Origin of the sequence: Streptomyces sp. NBC_01497, from assembly GCF_036250695.1 — a bacterium.
Classification (GTDB): Bacteria; Actinomycetota; Actinomycetes; order Streptomycetales; family Streptomycetaceae; genus Streptomyces.
This window is the reverse complement of record NZ_CP109427.1, coordinates 3,613,335-3,630,693: the sequence shown is the minus strand read 5'-3', so window position 1 is coordinate 3,630,693 and position 17,359 is coordinate 3,613,335. Positions and strand designations below refer to the sequence as shown.

Below are 17,359 nucleotides of genomic sequence, written 5' to 3'. Positions count from 1 at the left end.
GAGCTGTCCGGCCCCGCTCAGTGTGTGCTGAGGGTGTGGTGGCCCGGCCCGACGTCGTCGATGAGGACGTGGGTGCCGTCGGCGGTGGCGTGGGCGCCCGGGGCGGCATGCGTGCCGGTCCAGACGGTGCGGCCGTCGAGGGTCACCCTCACGTGCTTGCCGCCCGTGGGGACGGAGAGCCGGCCACGGGTGCCGCGGGGTGCGTCGGTGGTGAGGGTGAAGCCGTGTGCCGTGGCCTGCCAGGACGCGGTGATCCTGCCGTGCGGGGTCGGCACCGCGCCCTGCGCCCAGTGCAGGTCCCCGGGCACCGGAGCGATCTCGTACGACGAGAAGCCGGGACCGGTCGGGGTCACGCCGAGCACCTGGTTGGTGAGACTGACCGTCGGGCCCGACGCCCAGCCGTGAGCCAGGCTGGTGAACTGCGCGATGCCCGGGTTCCCGGCCAGGTCGGCCTTCTCCCAGAACGTGCCGCCCGGGTCGCCCGCGAGCTGGTGTCCCCAGAAGGTGCGGATCAGATCGAGCCCGAGGTCCTGCTGCGCCCCGCTCGGGTCGGCGAGCGACAGCCGGGCGCTCGCCTCGAAGCCGCTGGGCAGCGGTTCGTAGAACGGGGAGACGGACGGGTTCGGTGTGCTGGGCGCGACGGTCAGGGCGCCGTACGTGCTCCAGCTGGAGCGGTGCAGGTAGTCCAGGGCGCGGGTGGCCTGGTCCTGGTCCGCGACACCGGTCAGCACGGCCGTCGCGTTGGCGTCCTGCGGGTAGGCGTCCGGTGTCTCGCGGGAGAGGCGGTAGGCACCGGTGGCCGGGTCCCACAGCTGGGTGTTGATGTCCGCCGCGACCTCCCCGGCCCGCGCGGCGTAGGTGCCGGACGCGCTCTTGTCCCCTTCGGCGGAGGCGAGTTGCGCCATGCCGCGCAGGTTGCGGACGTACAGCGCGTTGACGTACGTCTCGTGCCCGCAGTCGCTGTAGCCGTAGTGCCCGCAGGAGCCGGCGTCGCCGAACGCGATGAGGCCCTGGGGGTCCTGCCGCCGGACCGATTCGAGCCAGGCGGTGGCGCGGGTCAGGGCGGGCCACCACTTCTTCAGGTACGCGGTGTCGCCGGTGTAGAGCCAGTGCTCGTAGTGGTTGTACAGGAACCACGTGACGTACTCGCCGTACGTGCGGATCTCGTCCTGGTTGTGCTGCCCGACGAGGCTCTCCGCGGGCACGAAGCCGTCCGCGAGCTGCTGACCCGCCAGGGACGACAGGGAGTTGTCGACGGCGTCGGTGTCGCCGGTGGTCAGGTACGTGACGGGCCCCTGGACGGCCAGGTCGCCCTGCCACACGACCCGGTCGCGTTTGGCACCGTCGAGGATGACCTCCTTGCCGGGGTCCGCGCCGGGGATCACCGCGTCGGCCTGGTCGGGCTCGCCGGGTGTGTACGGCCAGCTCTTGGCGGTGTCCGGCATCCAGGTGTCCATCTGGACGGTGTAGGCGCCCGCGTACCAGATCTTGTTGAGGTCGTTGTCGCTGGAGAGGAACCAGCCCTTGTACGCGGCCGGGTCCTGCTGCTTGGGCGCCGCGTCGAACTGCAGCGAGGCGGCGCCGAGGTCGATGTGGCCGGGGCCGTCGAGGAAGAGGGTCGCGTACCGGAAGCCGCCCCGGTCCTGCCCGTCGGTGAGCGTCGCGGGCAGGTGCTTCGGGTCGAACGTGAGGGTGTGGCTGTCGGAGTCGTACGTGTACGGCTGTCCCGGGTAGCCGTTCCAGATGTTGGCGGTGTCGCAGCCGGGCGCGTACGCGGCCTCGCCGCTGTTCGCGGTGGGGGTCGTCGCCGCGTACTGCAGGGACTCACTGAAGCAGACGTGCAGTTGGGGCGGGGTGGGTGAGCTGCCCGCCACGTGGATGCGGATCTTTCCGCCGACCTCCTTGCCGAAGTCGAGCGTGACGAGAGGGGAGGAGGTGCGCGCGCCGTCGGGGGCGTTCGTCAGGCGCAGGGTGCGGCCCTTCGCGCCGGTCAGCGCGGCCGGGTCGCCGGCGATCGTGCCGCCGCGCGGGTCGCTGGAGCTGACGCGCGTGGGGGTGACGGTGTGGTGGGTCGGTGCGAGGACGTAGGGCTTCCAGTCACCGGGGCGCGGTGTGTACGCGGCGGCCGACCAGGGACCGCCGCCAGCCGGGTGCGCACCGGCGGTCGGCGCGGGTGCGGCGGTGGCCGGCGCGGTGGCCGGCAGCAGCGCGAGCAGCGCCGCACCGGCCGCCGCGGCGGCGAGCGGACCGCGCGCGGCGCGGTGGCGGGCCGTGGGGTGCGGCCGGGAGCTTCGGTTTTTCCGCGTCATGGTCAGTGCCTCCCGCCCCGCCGCACGGCCAGGCGGTGGGTCCCGCCGGCCAGGCCGCGCAGCCGCACGTACCCGTCCGTGCAACGAGTCCCGGACGCACGGGACGTCGTGTCCCACACCGTTCTGCCGTCCAGCGTCACGACCCAGCCGCGGCCGCCGTCCGGCACCGGTACGCCCACCTCGGTGACCGCGCCGCGCGGCGCGGCGAGCGTCAGGTCGAACGAGCCGTGGCCCTCCCTGCCCGCCACCCAGGACGCGTCGATGACACCGTCCGCCGTACTCAGCCTGCCCTCGGCCGACGTCAGGCCGCCGGGGTGCGGTACGACGGTGTGGCCCGCCCCGCCGTCCTCGGCCGGCGCGATGCCGAGCAGCCGGTAGGTCAGGGCCGAGGTGGGGCCGGTGGACCAGCCGTGCGCCGCGCTCATGTACGAGCCGCCGTAGTCGGAGGTGCCGTCGGTGCGGTAGCCCTCCCAGAAGGTGCTGGCCGTGCCCTGCGGTGCGGTCAGCATGTAACCCCACTCGCGGCGTATCAGCTCCAGCGCGGTGGCGTCCCGGCCGGCCGCGAAGTGCCCGTGCACCTCCATGCCGCCGGGGAACGGGTGCACCGACGCGTCGCCCTTCTCCGGGGTGAGTGCGCCGACCGGCGTCCAACGCGCCGCGAGAGCCGCGCTGATGGCGGCGGCGCGCGCGGGGTCGTCGACGAGGCCGAACCACAGCGCGAGGGAGTTGCCGTCCTGCGGATACAGCGAGGCACCCGCCCCGGAGGGCTTGTCGCGGTAGAGCCCCGCCGTCTCGTCCCAGTAACCACCGTTCGCCAGAGCCGCCTTGAGAGCGGCGGCGCGGTCCGACCAGTCGGCGGCCGACGTGGCGTCGCCGACGGCACGGGCCAGGGCCGCCGCGGTGGTCAGCGCCCGGTACATGATGGCGTTGGCTTCGAGGTTCTTGCCGTCCGCGTCGGTGCGGGCCCAGTCCGCGGCGGCGGTCACGTTCAGCAGCCCGTCGCTGTCGAGCTTCGCCGTGGAGAAGCGGACTGCCTTGACGAAGGCGGGATAGATCGAGCGGCCCCAGCCGACGTCCCCGGAGAGCTGCACATAACCGGCCGTGCCGATGAGCGTCCACAGGTGGTAGGCGTCGGAGTTGCCGATGAAGTCGACGGCGGGCCCGGCGTAGGGCAGAGCGCCGGACGAGCTGTCCTGGTGGTTGTAGAGCGTCCGCAGCGAGTTGCGGACGGTGTCGAGGTCGCCGAGGGAGACGTAGTCGGTGAGCACGGAGATGCCGAGGTCGCCCGGCCACACCGTACGGTCCCGCTTGGCGCCGTCCACGAGCACGGTGTCACCGGACTCGCCCACGGGCGCGCTGTTGTTCCAGCCGAGGTCCGGCGGGCCCCAGACGCGACCCTGGTCGCGGGCGACGATGTTGGTCTGGACGGTGTAGGCACCCGCGTACCAGACCCGGTTGAGCAGGTCGTCGGAGCAGTGGAAGTAGTTGGGGTACGCGCGCAGGTCCGCCGCGTTCGGGGCGAACGTGACGCTCACCGACACGTCCGTGAGCGCGAGGGTGCCGCCGCTCTCGTTGACCACGGTCAGATAGCGGAAGCCGCCCCGCAGTTGGGAGAGCGGATCAGCCGCCGCCGCGTCGCTCGCCCCGGCGACGGGATGGTCCCGGCGGGTGCTGATCGTACCGCCGGGGGTGACGGCGTAGCGCACGGGCGGCTCGTTGTTCGAGCCGCCGTTGGACCCGTCGCTGGAGGTGGTGCTCACATACGTCGACAGTTCGGAGTAGGTGATCCCGACGACCTGGTCGGGGTCGGTGGAGGCGGCGAAGGCGAGGGTGACGAAACCACCGGTCTCCTGGCCGAAGTCGAAGGTGACGGACGATCCCTGACCGTGCAGCACCGTGGGCGCGCCGGGTCTCGGATGGGTGGCGACGGGCCGGACCGTCCGGCTCCGGGGCGAGAGATTGAACCGATCCCAAGGCCCGGCCGGTGCCTTGCGGCCCCCCGGTCCCGGGCGCGTGGACGGGGCCGCGACCGCTTGCGCCGCGTCCAGTCCGACCGTGCTGAGCAGGGCGGATGTCATGGCACCCGCGATGACGGTGCGACGACGGGGGCCGTGTGCTGCTGCGCGAGTCATCATGCTCCCGGTGAGGTGGGTTATAACGTTTCAACCATCACGACTGCCGAGCAGGTTACGGCGATGGCCACGAGGGAGTCCAGAGGCGTGCACGGTCGCGTCTCGGCGACGCGATGGCGGAAGCCGGGCCGGGCGGGGCATGCGGATGGGGACCGGAAGGCGAGCCCGACACGAAAGGCCCGGTGCCCCCGGCGCGGTGTGCGCGCCGGGGGCACCGGGCCCGGGGACGAACACCGGAGCCGCCGCCCCGAGGACGGGACAGCGGCTCCGGATCAGGCTTCAGCTCGACTCAGCCCTGACGTCGCGTACGTCAGAGAACCGAGGTGTAGCTGTTCCAGCCGGCCGTGCCGATCTCGACACGCGCCTTGAACGTGCTCGTGCCGGTGTGGCCGGTGGCCGAGTAGCGGTAGAGCTGGCCACCGGAGGTGACGGCGACGATGTCGGCGCGGCCGTCACCGTCGAGGTCGCCGGGCGCGGCGAGCTTGGTGAAGGTGTTCCAGCCCGGGCCGACCAGCGACTTGGCCTTGAACGGCGCGGTCGCCGAACCGGTGCCCGCGTAGAAGTACAGCTGGCCCGAGGAGTTACGGGCCACGATGTCGGCGTAGCCGTCACCGTTGATGTCACCCGCGCCGACGAGCTGGTTGTACGCGTTCCAGCCGGTGCCGACCTTCTTCTTGGCGCTGAAGTTGCCGTCACCCTTGCCGGGGTAGAGCCACAGCGTGCCGCCGGTGTCACGGGCGAGCAGGTCGCTGTTGCCGTCACCGGTCAGGTCGCCGGGGCCCGCGAGCAGGTTGTAGCTCCCGAAACCGGTGGTGCTCACGTTCTCGAAGCCGGGCGTGCCGTTGTAGAGGGTGCCCTGGTAGACGTACAGCATCGGCTCCTCGTCGGCGCTGGTCAGCGAGACCGGAGCGACGACCTTGAGGCCCTTGAAGCCGGAACCGGCCGACTGGCGCGAACTGAGCCCGCCGGAGCCGGGTCCGTAGTAGTAGAAGACGTCGCCCCCGGACGTGACGCCGAAGAGGTTGTTCTTGCCCCAGACCGGGGTGCTGCCCTGGCCGCCGATCAGCGTGCTGTTGTAGCCCGAGCCGAGGAAGAATCGCGCGGTCAGGGTGCTGGTCCCGCTGCCGCCTGCCGCGCCGGTGTAGTAGTACAGGTCGCCACCGACCTTGCGGCCGAGGATGCCGCCCTGCTGCGTCTCGTCGTCGCCGTAGCCGACGATCTGGCTGTACGTGTTCCAGCCGGTGCCGATCTTGACCCGGGCCGCGAGCGGCGAGGACGCCGTGCCGTCCAGCTTGTAGTACCAGAGGTCGCCGTTGAGGTCGCGGGCCACCAGGGACTCGTAACCGGTGCCGGTGATGTCGCCGGCGCCGATCAGCTGGTCGTAGATGCCGAAGCCGTGGCCGACGTCGACCTTGGCACTGAACGGGCTGGACGCGTTGCCCGTGCCCTTGTACAGGTACAGCTCGCCGGTGTGGGTGCGGGCGAGCAGGTCGCCCTGGCCGTCACCGTTGATGTCGCCGACCGCGACGACCTTGTTGTACGTGTTCCAGCCGGAGCCGGTCCACAGCGGGCTGCCTTGCGGGAAGCTGGACAGGTCCCACAGCGACAGCTTGCCGGTCGTGGTGAGCGACAGGACCTGGGTGTCCGCGGAGGTCTCGTGGCCGGGCGTGAGGATGTCCAGGTACTGCTGCTGGGTCTGGCCGAGATCGGTGCCCTCGCCGCTGGCTCCGTCCATCACCCCGACACTGTTGCCCCCTTCGAGCAGCACGTCGGCGATGCCGTCGCCGTTCGTGTCGAAGCGGGGTGTGGTAAGCGGCGCGCCTGCGGCGGACTTGGCCAGCGACCGGGCCCGCTTCGTGGGTGTCGTGGCCTTCTTCGGAAGGCTGAACGTCGGCGTCCCGGTGTTCTTGGGTGCGACCGGCGCGATGGTGTGCGGAGCGCCGGAGCCGGTGTCGGCCTGGGCGACGGCGGCCGGACCGAGCGCGAAGGCGCCCGCGGCGAGGATCCCGGATGTGCAGACCGCGATCAGGCGGCCGGAACGGCGCGTGCGAATGCGCGCCGAAGAGGAATGCGACACAACCCCCCCAAGGGATGTGAAAGACGCGCGTCGGATGTGTCCACGCGCGTGAAAAGTGAAAGACCCCATCGTCAATGTGACCGACTCGGGCACATCACTATAGCCCCAGCGACCTCACGGAAACATCGGAATTTACGCGGGGGCCGATCCGAGGTCCCTTCCGAAGTCCCTGGTGGAGAAGGCGGGATGAGGCGTGCTCCGCGCGGACGAGTGTGAGGGTGCGCGGACGAGCGGACCGGTGGTGGTGGCCCGGCCGGAAGGGCCGCGAAACGCGTGAAGGGGCGCCGCCGGACCGGCGCCGCCCCTTCGTCGATGTGCGGCGCGTGCCGCACGTCGGGTACCGCGGTGTTACGAGGCGCGTCGGCGCTGACGGATCGCCGCGCCGCCGCCGATCGCGACCAGGACGGCGACGCCCGCCACGACCGGCACAGTCACGGACGACGAGTCGGAGGCCTGCGAGGCGAGCCCGGAGCCGTCGAGACCGCCGCCCATCGGGCCGGTGATCTTGACGTCCTTCGCCGGCTTCGGGGCCTTCTTCGGGATGGACTTGATGCTGGAGACAGCGCCCTTCTTGTCGAGGAGCACCTCGACGTTGTTGGGCTTCTTGAAGTTGAAGAAGTTGTTCATCGTGCCGGCGCGCGTGTCGAAGGACGCGTCACCGACCTTCTTCGTGGACCAGTTGTCCTCGACGAAGCGCGTGATCGAGGCCTGCTCGGTCAGCGTGTGGTCGACCGCGTTGGTCTTCGCGTAGGGCGAGATGACCATCATGGGCAGGCGCGGGCCGGGGCCGCAGCGGTCGGCGTAGCCGCCCTTGGCCTTCGGGCCCTGCTGACAGGCGACGGCGTCCGTGGTCTTGCCGTTGGAGCCGAGCGTGGTGTCCTTCGAGCCGTTGAGCACGGGCGGCGAGACGTGGTCGTACCAGCCGTCCGAGTCGTCGTACGCGAGGACGATCGCGGTGGACTTCCAGTCCGCGGACTTCTGGATCTTGTTGATCTCGCCGACGAGCCAGTTCTGCTCGTCGGTCGGGTCCGAGTTGCCGGGGTGGCCGTCCTGGTACTGCGCGGCCTTCAGGAACGACACGGCGGGGAGCTTCTGCGCGGAGAGCGCGGCGTCGAAGTCCGTCAGGTCGTAGTTGTGGTTCGCGCGGCCGCTGTGGCCGATCTCGTTCACACTGGCGGGCGCCAGGTGGTGCGGGTTCGACGTCGACTTGTAGTACTCGAACGGCGAGTGGTGCGGGCTGTAGTCGACGACCGAGGTGCCACCGACGTTCTTGTGCGTCGCGCCGCAGGCGGCGTAGGTGCCCTTCGTGCCGTCCCACGCGGTGGTCGGGCGGAAGCCGCCCTGGAACCAGCCCCAGGACACGTTCTTGGCGTTGAGCAGGTCACCGATGTTCTGGCCCTGCATCGCCGCCAGCGGCGTGGTGGAGGTGTGGTTCGTGTCGGCGCAGTCGTCGTACGCGGGGTCGGGGTCGCCGATGACCGTGCCGACGCCCTTCTTGTCCGGCGAGGCCAGCACGGCGGAGCTGGGCGTCGCCGTCTGCTTCGGCTTCTCGGTGCCCGTGGTCGGGTCGACCGAGATGACCCCGTGGGTCTGGCCGGAGACCAGGTTCAGCGCGCCGGGAGTCGACGGGCCGAAGTTGGAGTCGTAGGAGTTGTCGCTCAGCGTGTAGTGCTGGGCGTAGTTCCACAGCGCCGTGGTGGTGTTGCCGTCGAAGTAGTCCATCGACAGGCCGGGCTCACCGAACAGGCCGCCGGAGCAGGTGTCCGTCTCGGTGTTCTCGACGAACTTGTTGGCCTTGCCGTTGTTGTAGGCGAGCTGCTCGGGCCCGTAGTTGTGGTTCTGCGAGCAGGTCTGGGCCTCGGCCGGGCTCAGGCGCTTCGGCGCGTACTGGTTCGGGTTCTTCTTCAGCAGCCCGGCGCTCGCCAGGTTGTCGACCTTGGGCGTCTTGCTCGACGCGGTGAAGGGCGTGCCGTCCGTGTTGGCGGCCTTCGGGTACGTCGCGAAGTAGTGGTCGAAGGACTCGTTCTCGTCGAAGATGACCACCACGTGCTTGATCGGTGTGGTCGTCTTCGCGCTGTTGTCCTTCGCTTTGGGGGCAGCGGAGGCCGGGGCCACCGAACCCCCGAGCGCGACGAGCGCGGCGGCCGCGAGCAGCGCCGCGGCCTTCCCCGCGCCGCGCCGGCCCGGCGCCGTCATGGCTCTTGCACTGAACATCTGTCACCTATCCATGCCTGCGCACCGGCCACTCCCCCCACGGGCGTGTCGTCATGCGCTGTCGGATTTCGATAAGCATGGTCCGTGAGCCATACATCCGGGCGCATGGCTCGAACCTGGCCTCACGGTGAATGGTTGGTCAGCAAATACCCATGAATCCCTTGTGAAACGACAGAGAGCACTGTTCGCAGTCACAAATGGGATATGGGTCACGTGGGGGCGTGGGGGCGTGGGGGCGTGGGGGCGTGGGGGTCGGCGTGCGCGCGGGCTCCGGGGTTCCCTCGGGGGCATGACGCGGCCGCCCCTCGCGGTGTTCGCGGGGGCGTACCCCCGGTGACCCGTACGTCGCGCAGGTGATCGCTGTCGCGGGCGTGGCACCTGAGGGGACGGGCCGGACCGCACCGTGGAGGGACTGCTCGGCGGCACCCCGGCGGCTGGCTTTTCGAGCACATCACCGGCGCGAGAACGGTGCATGGCCGAGAGGAGAACCGCTCATGCACGGCAAGGCGTTCGCCCCCCGGGTATCAGGGTGCCGTGGGGGAGGCCCCGGGAGTGAACGCGTCGTACGAAGATGTGCTCGCGACTGCGAATCGCCCGGCGGGCGAGGCCACCACGCCGCTGGGCAGGGCGCGCGCCCTGCCGGCCGTCGCCGAGGCGCATCGGCTCGGTGCGCCTCGCCGAGGCGGGTGCCGCCTGGCGGGCCGGCTACCGCGCGGCGCGGGACGGCGGGGACCCGGCCGTGATGGCGTGGATGCTGTGGAGCGGCGGCGCGCTCGCCCGGCAGTGCGGGCCGCGCGCTCGCGCGGCGGCTGCTGGAGAGGGCCGCGGCCCTGGCCGAGGCGGGCGACGACCCTACCGTCCGGGGCTACGCGCTCGCCGGTCTGGCCGAGACGGGCCGTATACAGGGGGACTACGCGGCATACAGGGGGACTACGCGGCGGTCGCCCCTCTGCACGAGGAACTGCTCAGGGAGGCCCGCCGGCACGGGGAGGCCCGCCACATCGTGTGGGCGATGTGACGGGCATCGCCCAGATGTGCCGCAACACTGGTGCCACGACCGGGCGCTGGAACTGTTCGAGGAGTCCGCCGCGACGGCGGCCGAGGCCGAGGAGAGGACCACGGCGGCCGGGCGTGGTCCCTGCGCGGGCTCGCGGACCTCCTGTCCCTGCGCGGCGAGTGCGAACGGGCGCTGGTCCTGCTGGCGCGGGCCGAGCGTACGTGCCGGGAGATGCGGCCGGCGTCCGTGCCGGCCTACCACCACACGATGCGCGGCAACGTCTTCTTCCGGGCCGGCCGTTACGAGGAGGCCCGGCACCGGTACGCGCTCGCGCTGAGCGAGTTGCGCGCGATGGACGAACCGCGTGGCCGCGCCCTGGCCCGGCTCGGCCCGGTCGAGTCCCTCGCCCGGCTGGGCCGCCAGGCCGGCGCCACCTGCGCCGATCTCGACGTGCTGGAGGTTGAGTTCGACCGGATCGGGCTCACGTACGCGCGCCGGGCGGTCGCGGAGTTCCGCGGGGAACTGCTGCCGGCGGCGCTCGCGTGAGCCGGCGCGGGCGGCCGGGGACGCGCGCTCATGCCGGGGCGCGCAGGCCCCGCAGCACGATGTCCAGGTAGAGACCCGGTTCGGGAGCAGGGGCGGGGGCAGGGGCCGGCTGCAGCGGCGCCCCGGGGCCGGTCTTGGGCAGGGCGGCGACCACGGTCAGGACCTGGAGCGCGCTCACGTCGGGGCGTACCAGCCCCTCCCGCCGGGGCCGCCGTCGACACGGCGGGTGACGGCCGGCGGCATCACACGTACGGGGACGGAAGGGGCGCCGTGAAGGGGCGGAACGCGGACAGAGAGGCGCTGGTGGCCGTGGTCACCGGTGCGAGCCGGGGAGCCGGCAAGGGCATCGCCGAGGCCCTGGGCGCCGCCGGCGCCACGGTGTACGTCACCGGCCGCAGCGGCTCGGCGGGAGATTCGCCCTACGGGGGCACCGTCCACGAGACGGCGCGCCTCGTGGACGAGGCCGGCGGCCACGGGGTGCCCCTGCTGGTCGACCATGGGGACGACGCGGCCGTGGGGCGGCTGTTCGAGACGGTGCGTCGCGATCACGGCCGGCTCGACATCCTCGTCAACAACGCCGCCACGCTGGTCGGCACGACCCTGCCCGTCGGTTTCTGGGAGAAGCCGCTCCAGGCGGCCGACCTCCTGACCGTGGGGCTGCGCTCCCACTACGTGGCGAGCTTCCACGCCGCGCCCCTGATGATCGGCGGCGGCCGGGGACTCATCGTCAACACCGGTCACTACGGCGCCGTCTCGTACTACCACGGCCCCGCGTACGGCGCTCAGAAGGCGGGTGCGGACAAGATGGCCGCGGACATGGCCAAGGAACTGCGCCCGTACGGCGTCGCCGCGGTCTCCCTGTGGATGGGGGGACTGGACACCGAGCGCGCCCGCGCCCACCTCGCGTCCCTGCCGCCGGGCGGGGCGCCCACGGCGAAGCGCGAGTCCCCTCTGTTCACGGGGCGTGTGATCGCCGCGCTGTACGCGTCGGAGGAGTTGCCTGCCTTCTCGGGCCGGGCCCTGATCGGTGCCGAACTCGGCGCGTACTTCGGGGTCACGGACGTGGACGGCACGGCGCCGCGCTCGCTGCGCCACACGTTGGGCGGCCCCCCGGAGCCGCACCCGAGCCTGCGGTAGCGGGCCCGGGTCGGGGCCGGACGAGACGCTAGCGGCGCGCGCCGTCGAAGGCGTCCCGTGCCCGGTCGATGTCCTCGGTGTGGCCCGCCGCCCAGTCCAGCAGGGGCCCCACCGCCACCAGCAGTCCCGCGCCCATCTCCGTGAGCGCGTAGTCGACGCGGGGCGGCACCACCGGATGCACGGTACGGGTGACGATGCCGTCCCGCTCCAGTGTGCGCAGGGTGACCGTGAGGACGCGGTGGCTGATGCCGTTGCCGTCGCGCTGCAAGGCGCTGAAGCGCTTGGTCCCTTCGCCGAGCCGGGCGACGACGTAGAGCGACCACTTGTCGCCGACGCGGTCGAGCATGTCCCGCACCCGCAGCCCCGCCGGGTCGCCCGCGCGGACGGTGGTGCAGACGGCGATCGCCGAGGCCGGGGCGGCCTCACCGGACCCGGTGGACACGGCAGACGCGATGGACACGGTTATCTCCCGGTAACTGGGGCAGCAAAAAGTGCCTTCTTGCGCCCGTCGGGGCAGCGTTGGGACGCTGGGCGGGCTTCCTTTGAGGAAGTGGCTGACCTTCCCTCAGTCCCACACTTTTCGCACTCCAGGAGACACCATGACGGCGGAGCTTGTCGAGATCCCTGGTTACATCGCGGGCACCTGGACCATCGACGCGGTCCACTCGGACGTGTCCTTCGTGGTGCGTCACATGATGGTGAGCAAGGTGCGCGGGAGCTTCGGCGCCTTCGAGGGCGAGTTCGTGACGGGAGCCGACCCACTCCAGTCGCAGGTCACGGCCACGGTGGACCTCTCCTCGATCAACACCAACAACGCGCAGCGCGACGAGCACATCAGGTCGGCCGACTTCTTCGAGACCGAGAAGTACCCGACGATGACGTACCGCTCCACGGGCGTCCGCAGGGAAGGCGACGACTTCTACCTGGACGGCGAACTCACGCTCAAGGACGTGACGAAGCACGTGCCGCTGAAGCTGGAGATCGGCGGATTCGGCCCGGACGGATACCTGCCGGACCCGGCGTCCGGGGCGCGTGCCGGTTTCACGGCCACAGGCGAGATCAACCGGATCGACTTCAACGTCACGTTCAACAGCCCGATCCCGGGTGGCGTCGCGCTGAGCGAGAAGGTCCAGCTGATCCTGGAGATCGAGGGCGCGCTCAAGGAGCGTGCCTGACCCGGGGGTCGAGCATCGGCGGCCGTCCTCCCCGGTGGCGCCCGGGGGGACGGACGGGCACGTCACCCGCGCGGCACGCACGCGAGGGATGCGGCAGGTACGCGAGCGGCGCGGCAGGCACGCGAGGGAGGCGGCCCGCACGTCACCGGCGCGGCAGGCACGCGAGGGATGCGGCCCGCACGCGACCAACGCGGCACGCACACCACCCGCGCCGCGCGGGCGGGAGAAGGCTCCCCGTGCGCGTGTCGCGCGCCGTCGTGGCTCCCCTGCCCCCCTGTGGCGGGGGAACCACGACGACGCGTTTCCCCGGACCGGGTCACGCGCTCCCGGGCCGGGTGCTCCCGGGCTCAGGCGCCGTCGGCCGCCGCCCTGAGCGCCACCAGGTCCAGCTTCTTCATACCGAGCATGGCCTTCATCGCCCGGTCGGCCCTGGCCGGGTCCGGGTCGGCGATCAGCTCGGCCATGGCCTCGGGCACGACCTGCCAGGACAGCCCGTACTTGTCCTTCAGCCACCCGCAGGGCCCCTCCTGGCCGCCGTCACCGACCAGCCGGTCCCAGTACGCGTCGATCTCGGCCTGGTCGGCACAGTTGATCAGGAACGACACGGCCTCGTCGAATGTGAACTGCGGGCCGCCGTTGATGATCGTGTACGGCTGGCCGTCCAGCTCGAAGTCGACGGTCAGGACGGCGCCCGCCGGGCCCGGACCTGCCTCGCCGTAGTGCGAGACGTGATTGATCCGCGAGTTCGGGAAGACGGACACGTAGTACTCGGCCGCCTCCATGCCGTTCGAGTCGAACCAGAGGTTCGGGGTGAGCTTCGGCATCGTGTCCTCCTGGTACCGCCGTGATGGGTGGGGCAGCCGATACGGATGCGGGCGGCCGGTCGGTGGCGCCCGCATCGGCCGTCGAGGGCCTGTTTACGGTGATGAGACCCGCGCCACGGTCAAAACTCATCGAAATTCGCGGCGCGAATCGGAGATGTCGGAACACCCCGGCACCACCGCCGCCATCATCCGGGACAATTGCCCTTTCGGATGAGCAGCGCGAGCGGGACGCGGCTTTTTTCGCGTCCTCGCGTGGGGGAGGGGCGTGGCCGATGAGTCGAGGTGCGGGCGGGCTGGCGGGGAGCTGGGCCCAGGCGCAGCGCCAGCAGCAGCGCCAGTACGAGGCGCAGCAGCGGGAGCGGAACGCCTACCAGCGCGAACAGAGCCGGCAGCGGCAGGCGGCGACGCGCGCCGACCGTGAGCGGCAGACGCAGTACAAGCGGGAGCGCGAGAGCGAGGCGCAGCGCCGCACGGCCGAGCTGGACGGGCAGGTCGCGGAGCTGTCGGGGCTGCTGGTGAAGGGCTGCGGCGTCGAGCCGTTCCGGGCGGCCTCGCTGCTGCGCACGCAGGGGCCGCTGGAGCCGTTCGCACCGGGCGCGCTGGCGCAGCCCGTCCGCATGCCGGATCCGGCGCGCTACCAGCCGGAGGGGCGCGGCTGGTCGCACGCGCGCCGGCAGGCCGCGCGGGAGGAGGCGCGGCAGCGGTACGCGCACGACCTGCACGCCGCCCGGCACGCGGAGGCGCAGCGCACGCGGCAACTGGACGCCTACCGGCGCCAGTACGACGACTGGGCGGCCGGGGTACGGGCCGAGACGGCGGCCCACAACGACGCGGTCCGCGCCATGACGGCGGGCCTGCGCGACGGTGACGCCGCGACGGTCGTGGAGTACTTCACCGCCGCGCTGTACGCGTCGACGGCGTGGCCGGACGACTTCCCGCGCCAGGTGAGCGCCGCGTACGACCGGGGCGCCGGCGAACTGGTGCTGGAGTGGGAGCTGCCGCCGTTCGAGGCGGTCCCCGAGATCAAGTCCGTACGGTACGTGGCGGGAGCCGACGAGGAGCGCGAGGTGGCGCGGCCGGTGACGCAGCGGCGCGCGCTGTACCGGGAAGCCCTCGCGCAGTGCGTGCTGCTGGTGCTGCGGGACGTCTTCGCGGCCGACGAGTTCCGTACGGTCCGCGCCGTCGCGCTCAACGGTTTCGTCGACGGGCCCGACCCGGCGACGGGCCGGCCGACGCGCGTCCGCCTGGCGTCCGTGGCCGTACGGCGCGCCGACTTCGACGCGATCAACCTGGCACTGGTCAGCCCGGTGGACTGCCTGGTCGACGGGTTGCGCGGGCAGTTGTCCGCGCGGCCCGACCACCTGGCCCCGGTCGGGCCCGTACGGCTGCCGGACGAGGTCGGCACGAGCGTCGTGGTCTCGCACGGCGGCGGGGACGAACCGGACCTCTTCGAGATGGACCCGCTGGAGTTCGAGGAGCTCGTCGCCGACCTGTTCCGGGCGCGCGGGATGCGGGCGCTGACGACTGTCAGATCAGGTGACGGCGGGGTGGACGTGGACGCCCTCGACCCCGACCCGATCAGCGGCGGCAAGATCGTGGTCCAGGTGAAGCGGTACCGCAACACGGTCCCGCCGACGGCGGTGCGCGATCTGTACGGCACGGTGCAGGACCAGGGCGCGAACAAGGGCCTGCTGGTGACGACGTCGGGGTTCGGCAACGGCTCACGCGCCTTCGCCAACGGCAAGCCGCTGCAACTCGTCTCGGGCCCCGAACTGGTGGAGCTCCTGCACCGGTACGGCCTGCGCGGGCGTCTCGGCCCCCGCACCGCCGTCCCCGAGCAGCGGCAGGGCGGCGCGGGCGACACCCTCGTCGACGCGTCGGCCGACCCGGACGCGAACACGCTCGGCATGACCTGGGTGGGGGATGTGGCCCTCGACGTGTGCGCGCTGGTCTGCCGGGGCACGCGCGTGCTCAGCGACGACCACTTCGTGTTCTACAACAACCCCCGCACACCAGACGGTTCGGTCGCGATGGTCGAGGCCTTCGCGGGTGACCGCGCGGCGATACGCGTCGGCTTCGACGGCCTGCCGCCGGGCGCCGACCGGCTGGTCCTGGTCGCGGCGGTGGATCCGGTCGCCAACCCGGAGTCCGACCTGTCGGGCTTCACCGAGGCGGGCATCCGCCTGCGCGACGCGTCGGGCACCGAGCTGGACCGCCTGGACGTGTCGGACGGCAGACCGGGCGAAACGGCCCTGGTCCTGGGCTCGTTCCGGCGTCGCGCGGGCGGGGACTGGGACTTCGTGGTCGGCGGCAAGGGCTACCGGGGCGGCCTGGAGGCGCTGGTGGAGGACTTCGGGATAGAGGTGGAGTAGGCGCCGGGAGGGGTGCGGGGCGGCCGGCGCGACGCGGTGCGGATCGTCCCGCCGCGCGTCCCGCGTCCGGTGCTGCGGTGTGCCGGTTCCGGGCCGCGTCGCGGGCCGCGAGGTGTCAGTGTCCCGTGATCCGGTTCGCCGCGCGGGCGATCGCGTGGGTGTCGGCCGAGTGGCCCCGGGACTCGCGGCGGTCCGCCTCGCGGTAGGCCGCGTACATGCCCTGCACGCCCAGCCAGCGCAGCGGCTCCGGTTCCCACTTGCGGACCTTGTGGCCCACCCAGGGCAGGGTGGTCAGGTCCGTCGGCCCGGCCTGGCCGGAGTCCCCCAGGACCAGGTCCCGCAGGGTCCGTCCGGCCAGGTTCGTCGTCGCCACGCCCGAGCCGACGTAGCCGCCGGCCCAGCCGAGGCCGGTGGAGCGGTCCAGGGTCACCGTCGCGCACCAGTCGCGCGGTACGCCGAGCACGCCCGACCAGGCGTGGGCGATCCCGACCCCCGCCGTGGACGGGAAGAGGCGCACCAGGATGTCCCGCAGCGCGGTGACCGTCGCCGCCTGCGTGCGCCCGTCGTTGTCGGTCTTCGAGCCGAAGCGGTACGGGGCGCCCCGCCCGCCGAGGGCGATCCGGCCGTCGGCCGTGCGCTGTGCGTACATGTACGCGTGGGCCATGTCGCCGAGCGTCTCCAGGCCCTGCCAGCCGATGGCGTCCCACACGGAGTCCGGCAGCGGCTCGGTCGCGATCATCGAGGAGTTCATCGGCAGCCAGGTGCGCCGGGCGCCCTTCAGGCCCGCCGTGAACCCCTCCGTGCAGCGCAGGACGTACGGCGCGCGCACGGTGCCGTACGGGGTGACCGCGTGCTTCGGCCGGATCTCGGTGACCGGCGTCGACTCGTGGATCACCACGCCCAGGTTCTCGACGGCGCGGGCCAGGCCCTTCACCAGCTTCGCCGGGTGCAGCCGTGCGCCGTGCGGGGTCCAGGTCGAGCCGACGGCGCCCGCGACGTGGATCCGTTCGGCCGTCTCGCGGGCGCCGCGCAGCACGCGATCGGTCTCGCCGAACGCGAGCTCCCTGGTGTGGAACTCCCGCAGGCGCGTCAACTGTGCCGGTGTGTAGGCGACTTCGAGCACGCCACCCTGGTGGATGTCCGCCTCGATCCGCTCCTCGGCAGCCACGGCGACGACCTCGTCCACGGTTTCGTCCATCGCCTTCTGCAGGCGTACGGCGGCGTCGTGGCCGTGGTCCTTCGCATAGGTGTCGCGGCCGGCGATGCCGTTGTACAGCCAGCCGCCGTTGCGGCCGGACGCGCCGTAACCGCAGAACTTCGCCTCCAGCAGCGTGATGTTGAGGAACGGTGCCGCCTTCTTCAGGTAGTACGCCGTCCACAGTCCGGTGAACCCTCCGCCGACGATGCACACGTCGGCGGACACGTCCCCGCCGAGCGGCTCCCTGGGGAGGGGCACGCCGTCCTGCGCGTACCAGAAGGAGATGCCGCCGTTGACCGTGACCGTGCTGCTCATGGGCTCGATTCGTACACCTGCCCGGTCGGCTCTGTCCAGACATCTCCGCTTCGGCGGCGGCCG

General features: G+C 72.0%; 12 protein-coding genes. 4 read left to right on the top strand and 8 right to left on the bottom strand.

Annotation, left to right across the window (positions count from 1 at the left end):
• Positions 1–17: 17 nt before the first annotated feature.
• The 4 genes from OG310_RS15485 to OG310_RS15470 form a co-directional block, all read right to left on the bottom strand.
• On the bottom strand, positions 18–2,309 hold the full coding sequence (locus OG310_RS15485; protein WP_329456467.1) for an alpha-L-rhamnosidase-related protein: 2,292 nt from the start codon (positions 2,307–2,309) through the stop codon (positions 18–20).
• 2 nt (positions 2,310–2,311) lie between these two features.
• On the bottom strand, positions 2,312–4,387 hold the full coding sequence (locus tag OG310_RS15480; protein ID WP_329456465.1) for an alpha-L-rhamnosidase-related protein: 2,076 nt from the start codon (positions 4,385–4,387) through the stop codon (positions 2,312–2,314).
• 364 nt (positions 4,388–4,751) lie between these two features.
• Positions 4,752–6,518: an FG-GAP repeat domain-containing protein gene (locus OG310_RS15475; protein WP_329456464.1), complete on the bottom strand. Its 1,767-nt coding sequence runs from the start codon at positions 6,516–6,518 to the stop codon at positions 4,752–4,754.
• 348 nt (positions 6,519–6,866) lie between these two features.
• On the bottom strand, positions 6,867–8,732 hold the full coding sequence (locus tag OG310_RS15470) for a phospholipase C (RefSeq protein ID WP_329456463.1): 1,866 nt from the start codon (positions 8,730–8,732) through the stop codon (positions 6,867–6,869).
• Positions 8,733–9,780: 1,048 nt separating this feature from the next.
• Here OG310_RS15470 and OG310_RS38555 point away from each other — a divergent pair.
• Entirely contained in the window at positions 9,781–10,275 is a 495-nt protein-coding gene (locus OG310_RS38555) for a hypothetical protein (RefSeq protein WP_443078645.1), read from the top strand.
• 28 nt (positions 10,276–10,303) lie between these two features.
• Here OG310_RS38555 and OG310_RS15460 read toward each other — a convergent pair whose 3' ends face one another.
• Positions 10,304–10,453, bottom strand: coding sequence for a hypothetical protein (locus OG310_RS15460; RefSeq protein WP_329456462.1), 150 nt, complete (start codon positions 10,451–10,453; stop codon positions 10,304–10,306).
• Positions 10,454–10,545: 92 nt separating this feature from the next.
• Here OG310_RS15460 and OG310_RS15455 point away from each other — a divergent pair, with 92 nt between their 5' ends.
• Positions 10,546–11,412 (top strand): SDR family NAD(P)-dependent oxidoreductase, encoded by an 867-nt coding sequence (locus OG310_RS15455; protein ID WP_329456461.1) that lies wholly within the window; start codon positions 10,546–10,548, stop codon positions 11,410–11,412.
• Between the two features lie 28 nt (positions 11,413–11,440).
• On the opposite strand, the gene OG310_RS15450 is transcribed toward OG310_RS15455, so the two are convergent.
• Positions 11,441–11,872, bottom strand: a complete 432-nt coding sequence (locus OG310_RS15450) for a winged helix-turn-helix transcriptional regulator (protein WP_329456460.1) — start codon at positions 11,870–11,872, stop codon at positions 11,441–11,443.
• Positions 11,873–12,011: 139 nt separating this feature from the next.
• Here OG310_RS15450 and OG310_RS15445 point away from each other — a divergent pair, with 139 nt between their 5' ends.
• Positions 12,012–12,587 (top strand): YceI family protein, encoded by a 576-nt coding sequence (locus OG310_RS15445; RefSeq protein WP_329456459.1) that lies wholly within the window; start codon positions 12,012–12,014, stop codon positions 12,585–12,587.
• 347 nt (positions 12,588–12,934) lie between these two features.
• Here OG310_RS15445 and OG310_RS15440 read toward each other — a convergent pair whose 3' ends face one another.
• Entirely contained in the window at positions 12,935–13,411 is a 477-nt protein-coding gene (locus OG310_RS15440; protein WP_329456458.1) for a VOC family protein, read from the bottom strand.
• A 272-nt stretch (positions 13,412–13,683) separates the two neighbouring features.
• Here OG310_RS15440 and OG310_RS15435 point away from each other — a divergent pair, with 272 nt between their 5' ends.
• Positions 13,684–15,783 carry a restriction endonuclease gene (locus OG310_RS15435; RefSeq protein ID WP_329456457.1) on the top strand — a complete coding sequence of 700 codons (2,100 nt, stop codon included), beginning with the start codon at positions 13,684–13,686 and terminating at the stop codon, positions 15,781–15,783.
• Positions 15,784–15,898: 115 nt separating this feature from the next.
• Here the strand turns inward: OG310_RS15435 and OG310_RS15430 are convergent, their stop codons facing one another.
• A complete protein-coding gene (locus OG310_RS15430) occupies positions 15,899–17,296 on the bottom strand; it encodes an NAD(P)/FAD-dependent oxidoreductase (protein WP_329456456.1) in 1,398 nt (465 codons plus the stop codon).
• Positions 17,297–17,359: the final 63 nt, after the last annotated feature.

What these genes read in the sequence shown, in the direction of transcription:
- OG310_RS15485 (WP_329456467.1), bottom strand. Translation starts at nt 2,309, where the DNA reads ATGACGCGGAAAAACCGAAGCTCCCGGCCGCACCCCACGGCCCGCCAC.
- OG310_RS15480 (WP_329456465.1), bottom strand. Translation starts at nt 4,387, where the DNA reads ATGACATCCGCCCTGCTCAGCACGGTCGGACTGGACGCGGCGCAAGCG.
- OG310_RS15470 (WP_329456463.1), bottom strand. Translation starts at nt 8,732, where the DNA reads ATGTTCAGTGCAAGAGCCATGACGGCGCCGGGCCGGCGCGGCGCGGGG.
- OG310_RS15445 (WP_329456459.1), top strand. Translation starts at nt 12,012, where the DNA reads ATGACGGCGGAGCTTGTCGAGATCCCTGGTTACATCGCGGGCACCTGG.
- OG310_RS15440 (WP_329456458.1), bottom strand. Translation starts at nt 13,411, where the DNA reads ATGCCGAAGCTCACCCCGAACCTCTGGTTCGACTCGAACGGCATGGAG.
- OG310_RS15435 (WP_329456457.1), top strand. Translation starts at nt 13,684, where the DNA reads ATGAGTCGAGGTGCGGGCGGGCTGGCGGGGAGCTGGGCCCAGGCGCAG.
- OG310_RS15430 (WP_329456456.1), bottom strand. Translation starts at nt 17,296, where the DNA reads ATGAGCAGCACGGTCACGGTCAACGGCGGCATCTCCTTCTGGTACGCG.